Origin of the sequence: Pandoraea cepalis (assembly GCF_902459665.1) — a bacterium.
In the GTDB taxonomy this organism is placed as follows: Bacteria; Pseudomonadota; Gammaproteobacteria; order Burkholderiales; family Burkholderiaceae; genus Pandoraea; species Pandoraea cepalis.
This window is the reverse complement of sequence record NZ_CABPSL010000002.1, coordinates 367,592-383,516: the sequence shown is the minus strand read 5'-3', so window position 1 is coordinate 383,516 and position 15,925 is coordinate 367,592. Positions and strand designations below refer to the sequence as shown.

Annotated in this window: 13 protein-coding genes; 4 read left to right on the top strand and 9 right to left on the bottom strand. The window is 64.0% G+C overall.

Annotated features, from left to right (window positions below; all coding sequences use genetic code 11):
* Positions 1 to 90: 90 nt before the first annotated feature.
* The 3 genes from PCE31106_RS06135 to PCE31106_RS06125 are packed head-to-tail and all read right to left on the bottom strand — an operon-like array spanning position 91 to position 5,965.
* Positions 91 to 1,551: an efflux transporter outer membrane subunit gene (locus PCE31106_RS06135; protein ID WP_150562708.1), complete on the bottom strand. Its 1,461-nt coding sequence runs from the start codon at positions 1,549 to 1,551 to the stop codon at positions 91 to 93.
* Positions 1,548 to 4,685, bottom strand: coding sequence for a multidrug efflux RND transporter permease subunit (locus PCE31106_RS06130; RefSeq protein ID WP_150562707.1), 3,138 nt, complete (start codon positions 4,683 to 4,685; stop codon positions 1,548 to 1,550). Before PCE31106_RS06130 ends, PCE31106_RS06135 begins: the two co-directional genes overlap by 4 nt.
* A 2-nt stretch (positions 4,686 to 4,687) precedes the next feature.
* Entirely contained in the window at positions 4,688 to 5,965 is a 1,278-nt protein-coding gene (locus PCE31106_RS06125; protein ID WP_254440927.1) for an efflux RND transporter periplasmic adaptor subunit, read from the bottom strand.
* 301 nt (positions 5,966 to 6,266) lie between these two features.
* On the opposite strand from PCE31106_RS06125, the gene PCE31106_RS06120 reads away from it, so the two are divergent.
* On the top strand, positions 6,267 to 7,139 hold the full coding sequence (locus PCE31106_RS06120; RefSeq protein ID WP_026131947.1) for a LysR family transcriptional regulator: 873 nt from the start codon (positions 6,267 to 6,269) through the stop codon (positions 7,137 to 7,139).
* A 31-nt stretch (positions 7,140 to 7,170) separates the two neighbouring features.
* On the opposite strand, the gene PCE31106_RS06115 is transcribed toward PCE31106_RS06120, so the two are convergent.
* From PCE31106_RS06115 to catA, 6 genes are all read right to left on the bottom strand, one after another.
* The gene (locus tag PCE31106_RS06115; protein ID WP_017233919.1) at positions 7,171 to 7,629 is read right to left on the bottom strand and encodes a YaiI/YqxD family protein; all 459 of its coding nucleotides are present in this window, start codon (positions 7,627 to 7,629) and stop codon (positions 7,171 to 7,173) included.
* 151 nt (positions 7,630 to 7,780) lie between these two features.
* Positions 7,781 to 8,554: a benzoate diol dehydrogenase BenD gene (gene benD, locus PCE31106_RS06110; RefSeq protein WP_150562706.1), complete on the bottom strand. Its 774-nt coding sequence runs from the start codon at positions 8,552 to 8,554 to the stop codon at positions 7,781 to 7,783.
* Complete coding sequence (benC, locus tag PCE31106_RS06105) at positions 8,551 to 9,573, bottom strand: benzoate 1,2-dioxygenase electron transfer component BenC (protein ID WP_150562705.1); 1,023 nt, start codon at positions 9,571 to 9,573, stop codon at positions 8,551 to 8,553. Before benC ends, benD begins: the two co-directional genes overlap by 4 nt.
* A gap of 40 nt (positions 9,574 to 9,613) precedes the next feature.
* Positions 9,614 to 10,102 (bottom strand): benzoate 1,2-dioxygenase small subunit, encoded by a 489-nt coding sequence (gene benB / locus PCE31106_RS06100; protein WP_017233923.1) that lies wholly within the window; start codon positions 10,100 to 10,102, stop codon positions 9,614 to 9,616.
* Positions 10,099 to 11,457 carry a Rieske 2Fe-2S domain-containing protein gene (locus PCE31106_RS06095; RefSeq protein WP_150562704.1) on the bottom strand — a complete coding sequence of 453 codons (1,359 nt, stop codon included), beginning with the start codon at positions 11,455 to 11,457 and terminating at the stop codon, positions 10,099 to 10,101. Before PCE31106_RS06095 ends, benB begins: the two co-directional genes overlap by 4 nt.
* Positions 11,458 to 11,564: 107 nt before the next feature.
* Positions 11,565 to 12,500: a catechol 1,2-dioxygenase gene (catA, locus tag PCE31106_RS06090; protein ID WP_017233925.1), complete on the bottom strand. Its 936-nt coding sequence runs from the start codon at positions 12,498 to 12,500 to the stop codon at positions 11,565 to 11,567.
* 182 nt (positions 12,501 to 12,682) lie between these two features.
* Between catA and PCE31106_RS06085 the strand changes: the two genes are divergently transcribed.
* The 3 genes from PCE31106_RS06085 (at position 12,683) to pcaD (ending at position 15,851) form a co-directional block, all read left to right on the top strand.
* Positions 12,683 to 13,609: a LysR family transcriptional regulator gene (locus PCE31106_RS06085; RefSeq protein WP_150562747.1), complete on the top strand. Its 927-nt coding sequence runs from the start codon at positions 12,683 to 12,685 to the stop codon at positions 13,607 to 13,609.
* Between the two features lie 105 nt (positions 13,610 to 13,714).
* On the top strand, positions 13,715 to 14,860 hold the full coding sequence (locus PCE31106_RS06080; protein ID WP_150562703.1) for a muconate/chloromuconate family cycloisomerase: 1,146 nt from the start codon (positions 13,715 to 13,717) through the stop codon (positions 14,858 to 14,860).
* A gap of 154 nt (positions 14,861 to 15,014) precedes the next feature.
* Entirely contained in the window at positions 15,015 to 15,851 is an 837-nt protein-coding gene (gene pcaD / locus PCE31106_RS06075) for a 3-oxoadipate enol-lactonase (RefSeq protein WP_150562702.1), read from the top strand.
* The last annotated feature ends 74 nt before the right edge of the window (positions 15,852 to 15,925 follow it).

Sequence of the window (15,925 nt, the reverse complement as noted above, 5' to 3'; positions counted from 1 at the left end):
CCGTAGGGGCATGTCAAGACTTTACCAAGAGACGCTATCGATGCGCCATGTCAATGCGCTGCCCGCGATGCGGTCCCGCCGCCCACCGTCTCAGGACGTGCCGCTCTCCGGTTGCCATCCGCCGCCCAACGCTCGGTACAGCGCCACATGGTTCACGAGCACCTGCTGCTTCACATCGATCAACTGTTGCGCCGCGTGAAATGCGCTGCGCTGCGCGTCGAGCAGTTCGAGGTAGCTCGCCACGCCGTTGGTGTAGCGATGATGGGCCAGACGAAGCCGCTCGCGCTCGCCGTCCGACACGCGCTTTTGCGCCTGGAACTGGCGCGATAGCAGCCCTTGCGCGGTCAGGGCGTCATCCACTTCGGCAAACGCCGTTTGAATCGTGCGCTCGTACGACACAACGGCCATCTCCTTGCGCACGTTCGCCAGATTCAACCCTTGCCGGTGACGCCCGCCCGCAAAGATCGGCACGGTAATCTGCGGCAGGAACGACCACACACCGGTGCCCGCGCCGAACAGATCCGCAATGCCCGCGCTGGCGGTACCGACGTCCGTCGTCAACTTGATCGACGGGAAAAACGCCGCACGAGCGGCGCCGATATCCGCATTGGCCGCACGCAGTTGCGCTTCCGCCTGCCGAATGTCCGGACGACGCATCAGCAACGACGACGGCAATCCAGCGGCCACGGGCACGACGAATGCGTCGTCGAGCGACGCCGCCGCGACCGGCTTCGCACTCACATCGCCGGTCAGAACCTGCAACGCATGCACGATCTCGCTGCGTTGCCGCTCGCGCTCGGCGAGTGCTGCGCGCGCGACTTCGACCTGCGTAGTCTCGGCATTCAGGTCGAGATCGTCGATCAACCCGCGCTCGGCGCGCAGGCGAACCACGCGAATGCCCTCCTCGCGCGCCGCCAGCACCTCGCGCGCGTAGGCGATCTGTTCGTTGATGGCCACGAGTCCAATGTAGGACGTGGCTACTTCCGCCACGAGACTCACCTGCGCCGCCCGTTGCGCTTCCTCGCTCGCCAAATACGATTGCAGCGCCGCGTCGCTCAGGCTGCGCACGCGCCCGAAGAAATCGAGTTCAAAGGCGCTCACGCCGAGCGTCGCTCGCATGTCGTTGGCGACGTAACCTGCGGCGGTGCCTCTGCCCTCAGGCAGGCCCGCCGCCCCCGAGTACCGCTGACGGGAGAATGCACCGCCTGCCTGCACGCTCGGCAGCAGATTGGCCGCCTCGATGCCATACAGCGCACGCGCTTCCTGCACCCGTAGCGACGCCAGGCGCAAGTCGCGATTCTGCGCGAGCGAGCGGCGAATCAGCGTCTGCAAGGCGGGATCGGTGAATACGTCGGCCCAATCCGCGTCGGCCGCGAGCGGCTCGGCGAGCGCCAGACGCGCACCTGAGCCCGACGGTGCCGCCTCGTACGTGTTCGGCACCGGTGCCGCCGGGCGCTCATAGGTCGGCGCCAACGTGCATCCGCCGACCAATGCCAGCAAGCACACGCCGGGCGCAGCTATCCCGCGCAAGCGGGGTCGAAACGTCTTCATACCTTCCCCTCGATGGCCGGCGCGGCATCGCCCGACGCGTTCGTCATTGGCCGGCGCACAAAGCGGCCGGCCCACAGGAAAAACAATGGCACCAGGAAAATCGCCAGCACCGTGGCCGTCACGATCCCGCCGAGCACCGCCACACCGATGGCACGCTGTGCGCCCGATGCCGGGCCTGAGGCAATGGCCAGCGGCACCACGCCGAAGCCGAATGCCAGCGACGTCATCACGATCGGGCGCAGGCGCAAACGCGCGGCTTCGACCGCCGCATCGAGCCAGGCCATGCCCTGTTTCGTCATATCGTTGGCGACTTCCACGATCAGGATGGCGTTCTTCGCCGACAGACCGATGGTCGCAATCAACCCCACCTTGAAGTAGATGTCGTTGGGCATGCCCAGCAAGCTCACCGCGCCGAGCGCCCCGATCACACCGAGCGGCACCACCATGACGACGGCCGCCGGAATCGCCCAACTTTCGTACAACGCCGCGAGCGCGAGGAACACGACCAGCACCGACAAGGCGAACAGCACCGGCGCCTGTGCGCCCGAGATGCGCTCCTCGAGCGACTGGCCGCTCCACTCGTAACCGATGCCCTGGGGCAGGTCGGCCATCAGTCGCTCCATGCGCACCATCGCCTCGCCGCTGCTCTTGCCCGGTGCCGATTCGCCCTGGATCGTGAACGAGGGGTAGCCGTTGTATCGCCTGAGCTGCGGCGAGCCGAGTTTCCACTTGAGCGAGACGAATGCCGAAAGCGGCACCATTTCGCCATTCGCGTTGCGCACGCGCAGATTGCCGACGTCCTCCGGTGACACGCGCTGACGTCCGTCCGCTTGCACGATCACGCGGCGACTCTCCGCGCCCAGCATGAAGTCGCCGACATAGTCGGAGCCGAACATCGTCGCGAGCGTCGTATTGACGTCGTCCATCTTGACGCCGAGCGCTTCCATCTTGTGCCGGTCGATGGCGACGTCGATTTGAGGCACGTCGCCCTGACCGGCAAAGATCACGTTCCTGAGCACAGGATCTTGCGCCGCCTTCTTGAGCAGCGCATCGCGCGCGGCGGTGAGCGCGTCCTTACCCACACCGGCCCGGTCCTGCAAGCGCAGATTGAAGCCGTTCGACGAACCCAGTTCCGGCAGCGCCGGGCTGTTCATCGCCATCACCATGCGATCCGGCTGTCCGCCAAATTTGGCGTTGACGCGCTCGACAATGGCGCTCACCTCGTCGTGTGCAGATGTACGCTCGTGCCAGTCCTTGAGCGTGACAAACAGCATGCCGCCGCCCGGGCCCGAACCGAACTCGTTCCATCCGCCCAGCGCAAAGACGTGTTTGACCGGCTCGTGCCGCATCAGGTATTGCTCGATGCGCTCGAGCGCCGACATCGCCTCGGGCAACGTGGCGCCCTGCGGCTCGGACGCCATCACCATGAAGCTGCCGGTGTCCTCGTCGGGAATGAACGACGAGGGCAGACGCATGAACGCGAGCGGCACGGCGATCAACACCGCGCCATACACCAGCACCGCGCGCCACGGACGGCGCAACGTCTTGCTTACGGTCCGTGTGTAGCGCTCGGTACCCAGCGCGAAAGTCCGATTGAACCAACCGAAGAAACCGCGTTTGTCGTGATGGCCGGCCGCGATTGGACGCAGCAGCGTGGCGCACAGCGCGGGCGTGAGCGAGAGGGCAAGGAACGCCGAGAAGGCAATCGACACCGCGAGCGTGATTGCAAACTGACGGTAGATGTTGCCCACCGCACCGGGGAAAAACGCCATTGGCACGAACACCGCGACCAGCACCACCGTGATCCCCACGATGGCCCCGCTGATCTGCTTCATCGCCTTGACCGTGGCGGCATAGGGCGAGAGTCCCTCTTCCACCATGATGCGTTCGGTGTTCTCCACGACGACGATCGCGTCGTCGACGAGAATGCCGATGGCCAGCACCATGCCGAACATCGTGAGCGTGTTGATCGAATAGCCGAGTCCCAGCAGCACGCCGAAGGTGCCGAGCAGCGCGACCGGCACCACCAGTGTGGGAATGAGCGTGGCGCGCAGGTTCTGCATGAACAGGTACATCACCAGGAACACCAGCACCACGGCTTCGAGCAACGTCTTCACGACCTTCTGGATCGAAACCTTGACGAACGACGCGGTCTCGTACGGAATTTGGTACGAAACACCGGCCGGAAACAGCGCCGATTGTTCGTCCATCACCTTGCGCACCGCCTTCATCACCGCGACGGCATTCGAGCCGGCGGCCAGCTTGATGCCCATCGCGGTGGCCGGCATGCCGTCCACGCGCGACGAATAGGCGTAATCGGCCGCCCCCAATTCCACGCGAGCGACATCGCCGAGCCGGATCGCCGAGCCGTCGGCACGCACGCGCAACGGAATCCCGGCAAAGGCTTCGGGGGAGGAAAGCGAGCCTTCCGACACCACGTTGGCGTTGATCGGGGCCGACGCGGGCGTCGAGCCTGCGCCGATATCACCGATGGTTACGCGCACGTTGTAGGCCCGGATCTTTGAGACGATGTCCGAAGCACTCAGGTCGAGGGCGACGAGCTTCGCTGTGTCGGGCCAGATACGAATCGCCTTCTCCGTGCCCCAGAACTGCACCTGTCCGACGCCCGGCACGCGTTTGAGCTGGTTGATGACCTGCGCGGCGGCGATCTCGCCGAGATCGGATTCGCCAATCGCCGGATTCGCGGACGCCAGCGTGACCACCATATGAATATTGTCGGCCGCGCGCTCGACCACGACGCCATCGCGGCGCACGACTTCAGGCAGACGCGATTCGACCGTCTTCAAGCGGTTCTGCACCTCGACGGCGGCCAGATCGAGATTGGTGCCCTGCCGGAAGGTGAGATTGACCGACGAACGACCATTGCCGCTGGACGCCGACGTATACATCAGCCCCGGCGCGCCGTTCATCTGGCGCTCGATGATCGCCGTCACGGCGTCTTCGACCACCTTGGCCGACGCGCCCGGATAGCTGCTCCAGACACTGACCGTCGGCGGGGCGATGTCGGGGTACTGCGCAACGGGGAGCGCCCGGATCGCGAGCACGCCGACGAGCGTAATCAACAGGGCGATCACCCAGGCAAAGACCGGGCGATCGATAAAGAAGCGAGCCATGATTATTGCGTCTCCGCGTGGGAGGCCGGTCCGGCGCGCGCAGGCTCAACCGGTCCGCCATTGTCTTTCGGCTTCGCGTCGCGGGATGTCACCGGCTTGGCCTTCGTGTCGTCCGTCTGCTTGGCCTCGGCCTTGACCTTGACGTGCATGCCGTCGGAGAACTGCGCGACGTTCTGCACGATGATCGTCTCGCCGCCCGCAAGGCCCTCCGTGACGAGCCAATCGCGGCCGTCGATCTCATCCGCATGCACCTTCGTGTCGCGCACCGTGCCCTGTGCGTCGACCACGCGCACCACGGCGCCATTGGCCGTGCGCGTGAGCGCCTCGCGGGGCACGCGCACGATGTTCGGATTCACCGCCCCCTGCAGGCGTACCTGCACGAACGCGCCGGGCAGCAATACGCCGTCGGGGTTTGGCAGCACGGCGCGCATGGCGATCGTGTCCGTGCCCGGATCGACCGCCAGATCGGTAAAGAGCAATTGGCCCGGTAGCGCGTATTCACGGCCGTCGGGCAGCGTCACGTGCACCGGCGGCGCGGCCGACGCGTTGCCGTGCTGCAGCTTGCCGGCGCGCAAATCGCGCGTCATCGCATACACCTCCGCGGCCGGCTGCGAGAAGTTCACGTAGATCGGATCGATCTGCTCAACGCGTGTGAGCAGCGTGGCCGAGTCGAGACCGACCAGCGCGCCTTCCGTGACTTCGGCACCGCGCACGCGCCCCGCAATGGGTGAGACGACGCGCGTATAGCCGAGATTGAGTTCCGCCTTGCGGACTTCCGCGCGAGCGGCCAGCACCTCCGCGCGCGCACGCGCTTCGGCCGAGCGAGACTCGGCGTCTTCCCGGGCGCTGATGGCGCGCACTTCCAGAAGGCCGCGATATCGCTCGACCTTGTCGCGCGCCGCGTCGTGTTCAGCGTGTGCCTTGGCGAGTGCACCGCGCGCGGCGTCCAGCGCAGCCGACAACGGTTGCGGGTCGATGCGGAACAGCACGTCGCCCTTGGCAACGGTCTGCCCCTCCTGATATCGGCGTTCGACGACGACTCCGCCCGCACGCGCACGCACGTCGGCGCTGCGGTAGGCGGCCAGACGTCCCGGCTGCTGAGTCGTAAGGGTCTGCGCACGGCGCTCGACGATGCGCACGACCGCTTCCGGCGTCGCATCGGCCTCGTCCTTTGGATCTCGGTCGGCGCAGGCGGCGAGCACGAGAATACTGGCGATCAGGCTGGCTGACAGGCCGGTTAGCCGTCCGAAGCGAGTTCGGTAATGAATATTCGATGACATGTAAGTACGTTGGATTGACGACAACCGGTCGGGGTGTCGAGACCGCGCTCAGTGCGCGACGTCGACCCATGGCGCAGCCACGGATGGGGTACCGGGGGCCCGCATCTCTCCAGGCTCGCCGTGGGTGGCAGGTGCGCATTGCGCGAAGGGGTCAGTACCCGAGACCACCGGACCGGAAGATCCGGTCGTCTGCCGCCTCGCCTATGTTGGCGATTCAATTTGGCGTCCTACATTGGAGAATCGCGATTCTGCCGCGAAATTTCAGTTAGAAAAAGTTGGAACCTATCGATAAAATGGATGAATGAACTGGACAATAGAGCAATTGCGCTACTTTGTGGCTGCCGCGGAGGAAGGATCGATATCGGCTGCCGCCCGAAGACTCGGCAAAGCCCAGTCGGCGTTGAGTTCGGCGATTTCGCTGCTCGAGGCCGATTTGGGATTTGAACTATTCGACCGCAGCCGTCGCAACGCGAGACTCACCGCGCAGGGGGAGGTCATGTTGCTCGAGGCGAAGGAGTTGCTGCGTCAGGCGGAGGGCTTGAACCATCGGGCGAATGCGCTGGCGTTCGGCGAGCAACCGCAGTTGTCGCTGGCAATCGACGAAGCGTTGCCGTATCAAGTCGTGAGCGAACTGGTCCGCGATCTTGCGTACCAGTTCGCTTATTTGGAGCTGACGATACTCAACGGGACCTCGACGGAAGTGGCCGAGTATGTGGAGAAGCAGCGCGCGGACATTGGCTTTCACGTGGATCGCGGCGCGATCTCGTTGGCGCTGGGGCACAAATATGTTGGGTCGGCCGTGCAAGGCGTATTTGTCGCTGGCGATCATCCGCTCGCTTACCGCGATCAGGTCACGCGCGGCGATTTGGCCAAGTACCGCCAGATTCTGCTGCAGATGGACGATTTCACACCGTGGCAACTGAGCCCGTCAATCTGGCGGGCGGACAGTTCATACCTGATCGCCAGCATGGTGCTCGACAAACTCGGCTGGGCCGTGCTGCCGATCGACATTGCGAAGTACGATGAACTTCACGAACTGCGCTGCGACGACCTCGGCCTGCCGCAACTCCCCGTGCGCATGCTCTGGCGTTTTGGGCGAGAGCCCAACGACGTGATGCAATGGTGCAACACTCGGTTTGGCGAACTGTTGCGGGCGAGTTCGGAAGCGGAGTAAGCCCGTTTTGGCGCGTTCCGGCGCGGACCGCTTACCGGCGCGACGCGCGATGACGGGCGAGGAAGCGATCGAGTTGCCCGGCGAACGATTGACTGTCGCGCGCGCTGAAGGGAGCAGGACCGCCGGTCTCGATGCCCGCATTGCGCAGTTGATCCATCATGTCGCGCATGCTCAGTCGTTCCTCGATGTTTTCACGCGTGAACCAATTCCCGCGTGGATCGAGCGCCAGCCCCCCTTTGTCGAGCACCAAGGCGGCAAGCGGGATGTCCGCGGTAATCACCAGATCGCCCAGGACGACAAGTTCGACGATGCGGGCATCGGCCACATCGAAGCCTGCCGGCACCTGAATCGCCTTGATGAACGGTGACGGCGGCGTGCGCAGGAATTGATTCGCGATCAGCGTCACCCGCACCTCCTCACGTCGCGCGGCCCGGAACAATATCTCCTTGATGGCAAAGGGGCAGGCGTCAGCGTCGACAAAAACTTGCATGGAAAGGTCGTTCCAGGGGAGTCAAAGACCGTTCATCATATGCCAACCGCCGATCTGCCACCTCGGCAGCAGGCGTTGTTGCCCCACTGGCAGGCCATGCCGACGCGCTTGCGCAACGCCCATTCATCCAATGATCTCTCGGCGCCTGGCGTCAGCCCATATCGCCGCCGGCGACCGGCAAGACCGTACCGGTGATGTATCCGGCTTCGTCGGAGGCCAGGAAAAGAATGGGCGCGACTTGCTCGTCGAGGGTGCCGTAACGTTTGAAGAACGTCGATTCGGTCACCTGCGCGACCGCCTCGTTCATCCAGGCAACCTCTTGTTCGCTGTCGCCCGCGGCGTTACGTGGAATCCGGCGTGGCGGCGCCGTGGTGCCCCCCGGCGCGGTCGCCGCGACGCGAATATTGTGTTCGGCGTATTCCATCGCCAGCGATTGCGTGATGGCGTTCACCCCGCCCTTCGCTGCGGAGTAAGGCACGCGTCGAATACCCCGAGTCGCATTCGACGAGACGTTGACGATCGTGCCGCCGCCACGCTTGAGCAGGTACGGCAGCACCGCGTGGCAGGTATAGAGCGTTGGCATCAGCGAGCGGCGAATCTCCGCGTCGATCTGCGCCGGCTCGAACTCGGCGAACGGACGCATACGAATCGCCCCGCCCACGCCGTTGATCAAAATGTCGATGCCCCCGAAGCGCTCGTTGGCGAACGCCATGGCTGCGGCGGCACCTTCGTAGGTCTCGAGATCGGCCACGAAGCCGGCCGACTCGCCGACCGCTTCGGCCGCGACCTCGGCGACGAATTCGGCACGATCCACGAAGACCACCCTCGCCCCTTCGGCCGACGCGCGCAGCGCGACACCCCGACCGATGCCTTGCGCCGCACCGGTCACGACCATGACCTTGCCGGCAAATCGTTGCGTTGTCATGCGTCCACCATTGCGACGTTGGGCGTGAATTTCTCATAATGGAAGCTTTTGGGCCTCACGCCGTTGTCATCGAAGTATTTGCGCACGGCATCGACCATCGGCGGCGGCCCGCACAAATACACGTCGACGTTGCCATCGTTGAGCGCCTCCGCCGGGATGTGTTGCGTCACCCAGCCCTTGCGCGGGTGTTTCGATTCGGCGTCCGCCACCACCGTGGCAAAGGTGAAATTCGGCAGCTTGGCTGTGTAGGCCTCGATCGCCTCAACCTGGACCAGATCGAGATCACGCGTCACGCCGTAGATCAGATGCACGCGTTGTTGCGACGACGTGCGCGCGAGGACTTCGAGCATCGACAGGAACGGCGCCAGCCCCGTGCCGCCCGCCAGGAACAGCAACGGGCGCTCGACGGCGCGCAGATAGAAGCTACCGAGCGGGCCGGTCATCTCGAGCGCATTACCGGGTTGCGCATGATCGAGCCACGAACTCATGGCCCCGCCCGGAATCTTCTTGATGAGGAATCCGATGCGCGATTCGCCCGGCGCGGACGAAAACGAATACGAGCGACGCACACCGCTGCCAGGCACATCGATGTTGACGTACTGGCCGGGCAGGAACACGGGCGCGGCGGCGCCCACATCGAGTTCGAGCACGACCGCCGCGTCGTTGTGCGTCTCGACTTTGGTGACGGTCGCGGCGAATCGGCTCTGCTCCGTCTTGCACGCCGCTGACGACGCCGGCACGGCAATCACGCAGTCGCTCTGCGGCACCATCTGGCATGTGAGGACGAGGCCACTGTCCTTCTCGTCCGCGCTCAGGGCGTCGTCAATGTAGTCGTCGCCCATGTCGTAACTGCCGCTCTCGGCACGGCACTTGCAAGTGCCGCACACACCGTCGGAGCAATCCATCGGCAGATTGATCTTGGCGCGGAAGGCGGCGTCGAGCACCTTCTCGCCAGCCTTGCATTCGACGAAGCGGGTCACCCCGTCTTCGAAATTGAGCGCTACGTTGTAGCTGGACATATAGCCTCCTCGACTTCCAGTCCTGATGCGATAGTCAACGTCAAACGTGATAAACGTCGAGTACCTGACGGATATAGTCGTTCTTCAAAACGATCTTCTTCTTGGCGATCAACAGCGCATCGCCGTCGTGGCGCAACGTGACGAACATCGTGCCGAAGAATTGATCGGTCGCCTTGTAACGATGGCTGAGCGTGCTGAAGTTGTAGCGCACGTCGACTTCGTCGTCGCGTTGCGCCAGCACTTCCACATTCGCGACGGTATGCGCGGTGCGGGGCTCCGGCATCGAGGCGCTGCTACGCTCGGTCTTGATGCGGAACACGCGATCCTCCAATCCCCCACGGTCCGCGTAGTACATCAGCGAGATCTGGCTCTGGGGGTCGTCGGTCAGGCGATCGTCGTCGTCCCACGCCGGCATCCAGTACGTGACGTCGTTGGCATAGCACGCCAGCCACTCGTCCCACTGACGGTCGTCGAGCAGACGGGCTTCGCGATACAGCGTGGCGCAAATCGTTGCGTAATCGAAGTTCATGCCGTGGCCTCCGTCTGTTCTTTCTTCAGGGCGTCGCGCATCACTTCGACCCAGTATTCGTGCTGGCAGACGAACAATCCTTCGTCTTCGCTGCGCTCGCCGGACAGGCGCGGTGTCAGGCCCATCTTGCGGGCGTTGTCGTCCGGCCCGTCAATCCACAGCGGCGCGCCGCGCGACAAGTCGTTCCACAGCGCCGTGGTGCCGGCATACCCCGCCTGGCAGGCGCGGAATTCTTCCAGGTCGTCGGCCGTGCCCATGCCCGTGACGTTGAAGAAGTCCTCGTACTGGCGGATGCGGTGGGCGCGCACTTCGGCACTTTCTCCCTTCGGCGCAAAGCAGAAGATCGAAACTTCCGTCTTGTCCACGCTGAGCGGGCGTACCACGCGAATCTGCGTGCTGAACTGGTCCATCAGGAACACGTTCGGGTAGAGGCAGAGGTTGCGCGTCTGGTTGACGATGAAATCGGCCTTGACGTCGCCGACGCGCGCCTTGATTTCGTCACGATGCGCGTAGACCGGGCGAACTTCCGGATTCATCGTGTTGGTCCACAACAGGATGTGGCCATGATCGAAGCCATAGACGCCCGCCACCGACTTGCTCCAGCTGTTGGCGTCGACGGCTTTCGTGCCCTCCTCCTTGCGTCGGCCCATGGTCGCCGCGTAGTTCCAGTGAACGGTACTGACGTGATAGCCGTCGCAGCCGTTCTCCATCTGCATCTTCCAGTTGCCGTCGTAGACGTACGAGGAATTGCCGCGCACGACTTCCAGCCCTTGCGGCGCCTGATCGACGATCTGGTCGATGATCACGCGGGTCTCGCCGAGATAGTCCGCGAGCGGCATCGAATCGGGGTTGAGGCTGCCGAACAGGAAACCGCGATAGCTCTCGAAGCGCGCGACCTTGCGCAGGTCATGCGAGCCGTGCGTATTGAATTGCACCGGATACTGCGTGGTCTTCTCTTCCTTCACCTTGAGCAGCTTGCCGGTGTTGGAGAACGTCCAGCCGTGGAACGGGCATGTGAAGCTGCCCTTGTTGCCGTGCTTGCGACGGCACAGCATGGCCCCCTTGTGCGCGCAGGCATTGATGACCGCGTGCAGCTCACCGTTCTTGTCGCGCGTGACGACCACGGGCTGGCGACCGATCCACGTCGTGTAGTAATCGTTGTTGTTCGGGATCTGGCTTTCATGGGCCAGATAGACCCAATTGCTCTCGAAGATGTGCTTCATCTCGAGTTCGAACAACTCGGCATTGGTAAAAATGTCGCGACGGCAGCGGAAGACGCCGGCCTGCTTGTCGTCCTGAACGGCCGTATCGAGCAGCGCATCCAGTGGCGAGCGGGTTTGGGTGATGGAGGACATGGGGGCTCTCCCCGCGCGTGCTCCCACCGGGGAGCGATCGCGTCGGTATCAAAGGTGGAACGATGAGATGGGCGGCTGCGCACTGGCGCCGCCGCCGTGGCGGGCGGTTATGCCGCCGCCGAAGCGCGCAGGCGATGAACGATCTGGTTGTCCTTGCCATGCGTGAGCGGGCTCAACTGGATATCGAATTCGATTTCCTTGTAGTCGTCCGCTTTCAGGCCGAGCGTAGCGCCGCCGGTCTTCTCGACCACGTGCGGGATCAGGTCCTCGCGCGTGGCATAGGCGAAGTCGTCCCAGATCAGCGGATCGCCCTCGATGTTGATTTGCGTCGTGAGCTTGCGATGCTGTTCGCTGGTCACGAAGAAGTGCACGTGCGCCGGACGGTTGCCGTGTCGGGCCAGCGCGTCGAGCAGTTGCTGCGTGGCGCCTTGCGGCGGACAACCGTAGCCCACCGGCATCAGCGTGCGGAATTCGTACTTGCCTTGCGCATCGGTGCGCACGGCGCCGCGCAAATTGAACGGCGATTGCGCGCCCGTCGGATCGAAGTGTGAATAGAAGCCGTTCGAGTTGGCATGCCAGCACTCGACGACAGCGCCCGCCACCGGTTGACCGTCAGGGCCGGTCACCTTGCCGCGAATCACCAGCGGGCCAGCGTCGGCATCTGCATCGAGGTCGATCTTCGACACCGCGTCGCGCAGCGGCGCACCAGCGACGTAGAGCGGGCCTTCGATCGTGCGCGGCGTGCCGCCTTCAATCTCGGCGGCCCGGTCCTCGGCGTCCATGCGCACGTCGAGATACTTCTCGAGGCCGAGGCCGGCGGCCAACAGTGCCGCCTCGCCATCCTGGCCCAGTTTGTTGAAATAGTTGACGCCGGCCCAGATTTCATCCGGCGTAATATCGAGGTCGTCGATCGCTTTGAAAAGGTCGCTCAGCAAGCGATGCACGATTTGCTTGGTGCGCGTATCGCCGGTCGGATTTCCGAGATTGGCAGCGGCGCTCAACAGCGCTTGCACTTCGCTCGTGTCGAATACTTTCACGCTCATGTCTTCTCCTACCTCTATTCGAATTTTGCTGGGGTTAACCCGTGCACCAAGCATTCGTCGTCCATACGCGATAGGTATAATCGAGCACTGATGCAGAGCATGAAGTCAGGATAATGACGGGGTATAGCACCGTCCAACACTGATTTAGTATCGGCGCGATATCTGAAAGGTATGAAATGAATATTGAGTTGCGCCATATGCGCTACTTCGTGGCGGTTGCTGAAGAACGCAACTTCACGCGCGCCGCCGCACGGCTGCATATCGCACAGCCGCCGCTCAGTCGCCAGATTCAGCAACTCGAGGAGTTGCTCGGCGTTCAACTGTTCGAGCGCGACTCGCGTCCGCTCAAACTGACCGACACGGGGCGCTTTTTTTATTCGCAGGCGGTGCAGTTGCTCGCGCAAACCTCCGAACTCGAATCGATGACGCGGCGCGTGGGCAAGATCGATCGCAGCCTGTCGGTCGGTTTTGTCGGCTCGACGCTCTACGGCATGCTGCCGAAGATCATCCGGCGTTTTCGCGGGGAGAACAGCACGGTTGCGCTGAGTCTGCACGAGATGTCGACAATGGATCAGATCCAGGCGCTCAAGGAAGGCCGTATCGATGTCGGCTTCGGCCGCATTCGTCACGAAGACCCGAGCATTCGTCGCGTGGTGCTGCGCGAGGAACGCATGATCGTCGCCCTGCCGCTCGGCCATCCGTTGATCGAGACCAAGCCAGTTCTGTCGCTGCACGACCTCGTGTCGGAAACGCTGATCATTTTTCCCCAAGCCCCTCGCCCGAGCTATGCCGATCAGGTGCTTGCCGCCTTCCACGATCGTGCGCTCAAGCCGGAGCGCATCTACGAGACACGGGAGTTGCAGATTGCGCTCGGGCTTGTCGCGGCTGGCGAAGGCATCGCCATCGTGCCGCAGAGCGTCAATGGCCTCAAACGCGACGACATCGCCTATAAGGAACTCGACGATTCCAATCTTGTATCGCCGATTATCCTGAGCATGCGATTGCTCGACGAATCGCCCGATATTCGCGCCATGCTCGAATTGATCTACGACCTCTACGCCGAGGGGAACATGGAGCACCTCCCGCCCTCGGACCTCGGCTCACCCTAATCGACACCATACCCGGCAGGTATTGAACAAGACGCCATCGGTCTTGGACAGCGACATAACGCGGCTTGCATACTGCGATTCACTGTCCAACTGTATCTCCCGGGTATGAAACCAACCGTCAGCTCCATCGAGGCCATTCTGGTCGACCTGCCGACGATTCGCGCGCACCAGCTCGCGATGACGACGATGCAGAAGCAAACACTGGTGATCGTCAGGCTGCGTTGCAGCGACGGCATCGAAGGCATCGGCGAGGCCACCACGATCGGTGGGTTGTCCTACGGCGAGGAAAGCCCGGAGGGCATCAAGCTCGCGATCGACACCTATCTCGCGCCCGCATTGAGCGAGGTCGACGCCACCAATGTGCACGCGGCCATGGTGCGCCTGGACAAGGTCGCGCGCGGCAATCGCTTCGCCAAGTCTGCGCTGGAAACGGCCTTGCTCGATGCCCAGGCGAAGCGTCTTGGCGTGCCGCTCGTCACGCTCCTGGGCGGCGCGGTGCGCGAAACGCTCCCGACGCTTTGGACGCTGGCCAGTGGCGATACCGCACGCGACATCGACGAGGCTGAGCGCCTGCTGGCCGAGCGCCGCCACAACACCTTCAAGCTCAAGATCGGACGGCGGGCCGTAAGCGATGACGTGGCCCACGTTGCCGCGATCAAGCGCGCCCTGGGCGACCGTGCGCGCGTCACGGTGGACGTCAATCAGGCATGGAACGAAGCGGAAGCGGCCACGGGCATCGCCGCGCTCGAAGCCGCCGGCGTCGACCTGATCGAGCAACCGATCCCACGCGACCAGCGCGCCGGCCTGGCGCGACTGGCGGCTCGCTTTGTCGTGCCGATCATGGCCGACGAAGCGATCCTCGGTGCCGAGGACGCCATTGAACTCGTGCGCGGCGGTTGTGCCGATGTGTTCGCTCTGAAGATCGCCAAGGCTGGCGGTCTTTACGGCACGCTGCGTGCCGCCGCCGTTGGCGATGCCGCGGGTGTCGCGCTCTATGGCGGCACCATGCTCGAAGGCACGATCGGCTCGATCGCGGCGGCGCACTGCTTCTGCACGCTTCGTCAACTCGCCTGGGGTACCGAGCTGTTCGGGCCGCTGTTGCTCAAGGACGATATCGTCGTCGAGCGGCCGACCTACCGCGAGTTCGCGCTGCACCTGCCCACCGGCGTGGGCCTGGGCGTCACGATCGACGAGGACAAGCTCGCCCACTATCGTCGCGACACGCAGCGCGTCGTCACTGGCGCGCGATAGGCCGGGTTCCGCGAGCGACCTGCGCACTGCGGCCCGCCGGGTGTTGCGCCGAACGACACGGGTGCATGCCCATCGCCTTCCATCCAAACCCTATGGCGCACCGAATGGCGGCACGCACGTGCCGCCATTCCCGCCGACCTGAGAGAGACACCGTATGTCCGCCATCCTCGACACGGCGATTGAAACGCCCGGCGACACGTATATCGAAACGAGAAACGGCCGCTTTCGCGTCGCGATTTCCGGCCCGGTATCCGCGCCGGTGCTAGTGCTGAGCAACTCGCTCGGCACGACGCTGGAGATGTGGGACGCGCAGGTGCCGGGTTTGGCGCGCGACTTCCGTGTCGTGCGCTACGACACGAGAGGACACGGCGGCAGCATCGTCACGCAGGGGCCTTATACGTTCGACCAGTTGGGCGATGACGTCGTCGCGCTGCTCGACGCGCTGGACGTGCCTCGCGCGAGCTTCTGCGGCGTATCGATGGGCGGGCATACGGGCTTGTGGCTGGGTCTGCATGCGCCAACGCGCTTCAACGCGATTGCGGTGTGCAACAGCGCCGCCAGGATCGGCACGACCGAGGGGTGGACGACCCGCGCCACGCAGGTCCGTACAGATGGAAAAGCTGCGATGGCGGCGTTGGCCGCATCCTCGCCGTCGCGCTGGTTTACCGAGGGCTTCATCGCCCGCGAGCCGGCGCGCGTGGCGCTCGCGCAGGCCGGGATTGCGGCGCTTGCGCCGGAAGGCTACGCGTCGTGCTGCGACGCCCTGGCGACCTCTGACCTCAGAGACGAGATCTCGGCGATCAAGGTACCGACACTGTTGATCGCCGGCGAGTTCGACCCGGTGACGACGGTGGCCGATGCGCAGGCGATGCAACGCGCCATCGCCGGATCGACGGTGGTGTCGGTGCCGGCCTCGCATCTGTCGAACATCGAGGCGCCGGCGCAGTTCGAGGCCGCGCTGGTCCAGTTCCTCGCCAGGGCGCTTGCCTGACGCGAGGCGCATCGGAGGTCGCAACCGATCTCCGTGCGATTCATATCACAGTCGTCGTGGCGTGGCCCCACCTG

What these genes read in the sequence shown, in the direction of transcription:
- PCE31106_RS06135 (WP_150562708.1), bottom strand. Translation starts at nt 1,551, where the DNA reads ATGAAGACGTTTCGACCCCGCTTGCGCGGGATAGCTGCGCCCGGCGTG.
- PCE31106_RS06130 (WP_150562707.1), bottom strand. Translation starts at nt 4,685, where the DNA reads ATGGCTCGCTTCTTTATCGATCGCCCGGTCTTTGCCTGGGTGATCGCC.
- PCE31106_RS06125 (WP_254440927.1), bottom strand. Translation starts at nt 5,965, where the DNA reads ATGTCATCGAATATTCATTACCGAACTCGCTTCGGACGGCTAACCGGC.
- PCE31106_RS06120 (WP_026131947.1), top strand. Translation starts at nt 6,267, where the DNA reads ATGAACTGGACAATAGAGCAATTGCGCTACTTTGTGGCTGCCGCGGAG.
- PCE31106_RS06115 (WP_017233919.1), bottom strand. Translation starts at nt 7,629, where the DNA reads ATGCAAGTTTTTGTCGACGCTGACGCCTGCCCCTTTGCCATCAAGGAG.
- benD (WP_150562706.1), bottom strand. Translation starts at nt 8,554, where the DNA reads ATGACAACGCAACGATTTGCCGGCAAGGTCATGGTCGTGACCGGTGCG.
- benC (WP_150562705.1), bottom strand. Translation starts at nt 9,573, where the DNA reads ATGTCCAGCTACAACGTAGCGCTCAATTTCGAAGACGGGGTGACCCGC.
- benB (WP_017233923.1), bottom strand. Translation starts at nt 10,102, where the DNA reads ATGAACTTCGATTACGCAACGATTTGCGCCACGCTGTATCGCGAAGCC.
- PCE31106_RS06095 (WP_150562704.1), bottom strand. Translation starts at nt 11,457, where the DNA reads ATGTCCTCCATCACCCAAACCCGCTCGCCACTGGATGCGCTGCTCGAT.
- catA (WP_017233925.1), bottom strand. Translation starts at nt 12,500, where the DNA reads ATGAGCGTGAAAGTATTCGACACGAGCGAAGTGCAAGCGCTGTTGAGC.
- PCE31106_RS06080 (WP_150562703.1), top strand. Translation starts at nt 13,715, where the DNA reads ATGAAACCAACCGTCAGCTCCATCGAGGCCATTCTGGTCGACCTGCCG.
- pcaD (WP_150562702.1), top strand. Translation starts at nt 15,015, where the DNA reads ATGTCCGCCATCCTCGACACGGCGATTGAAACGCCCGGCGACACGTAT.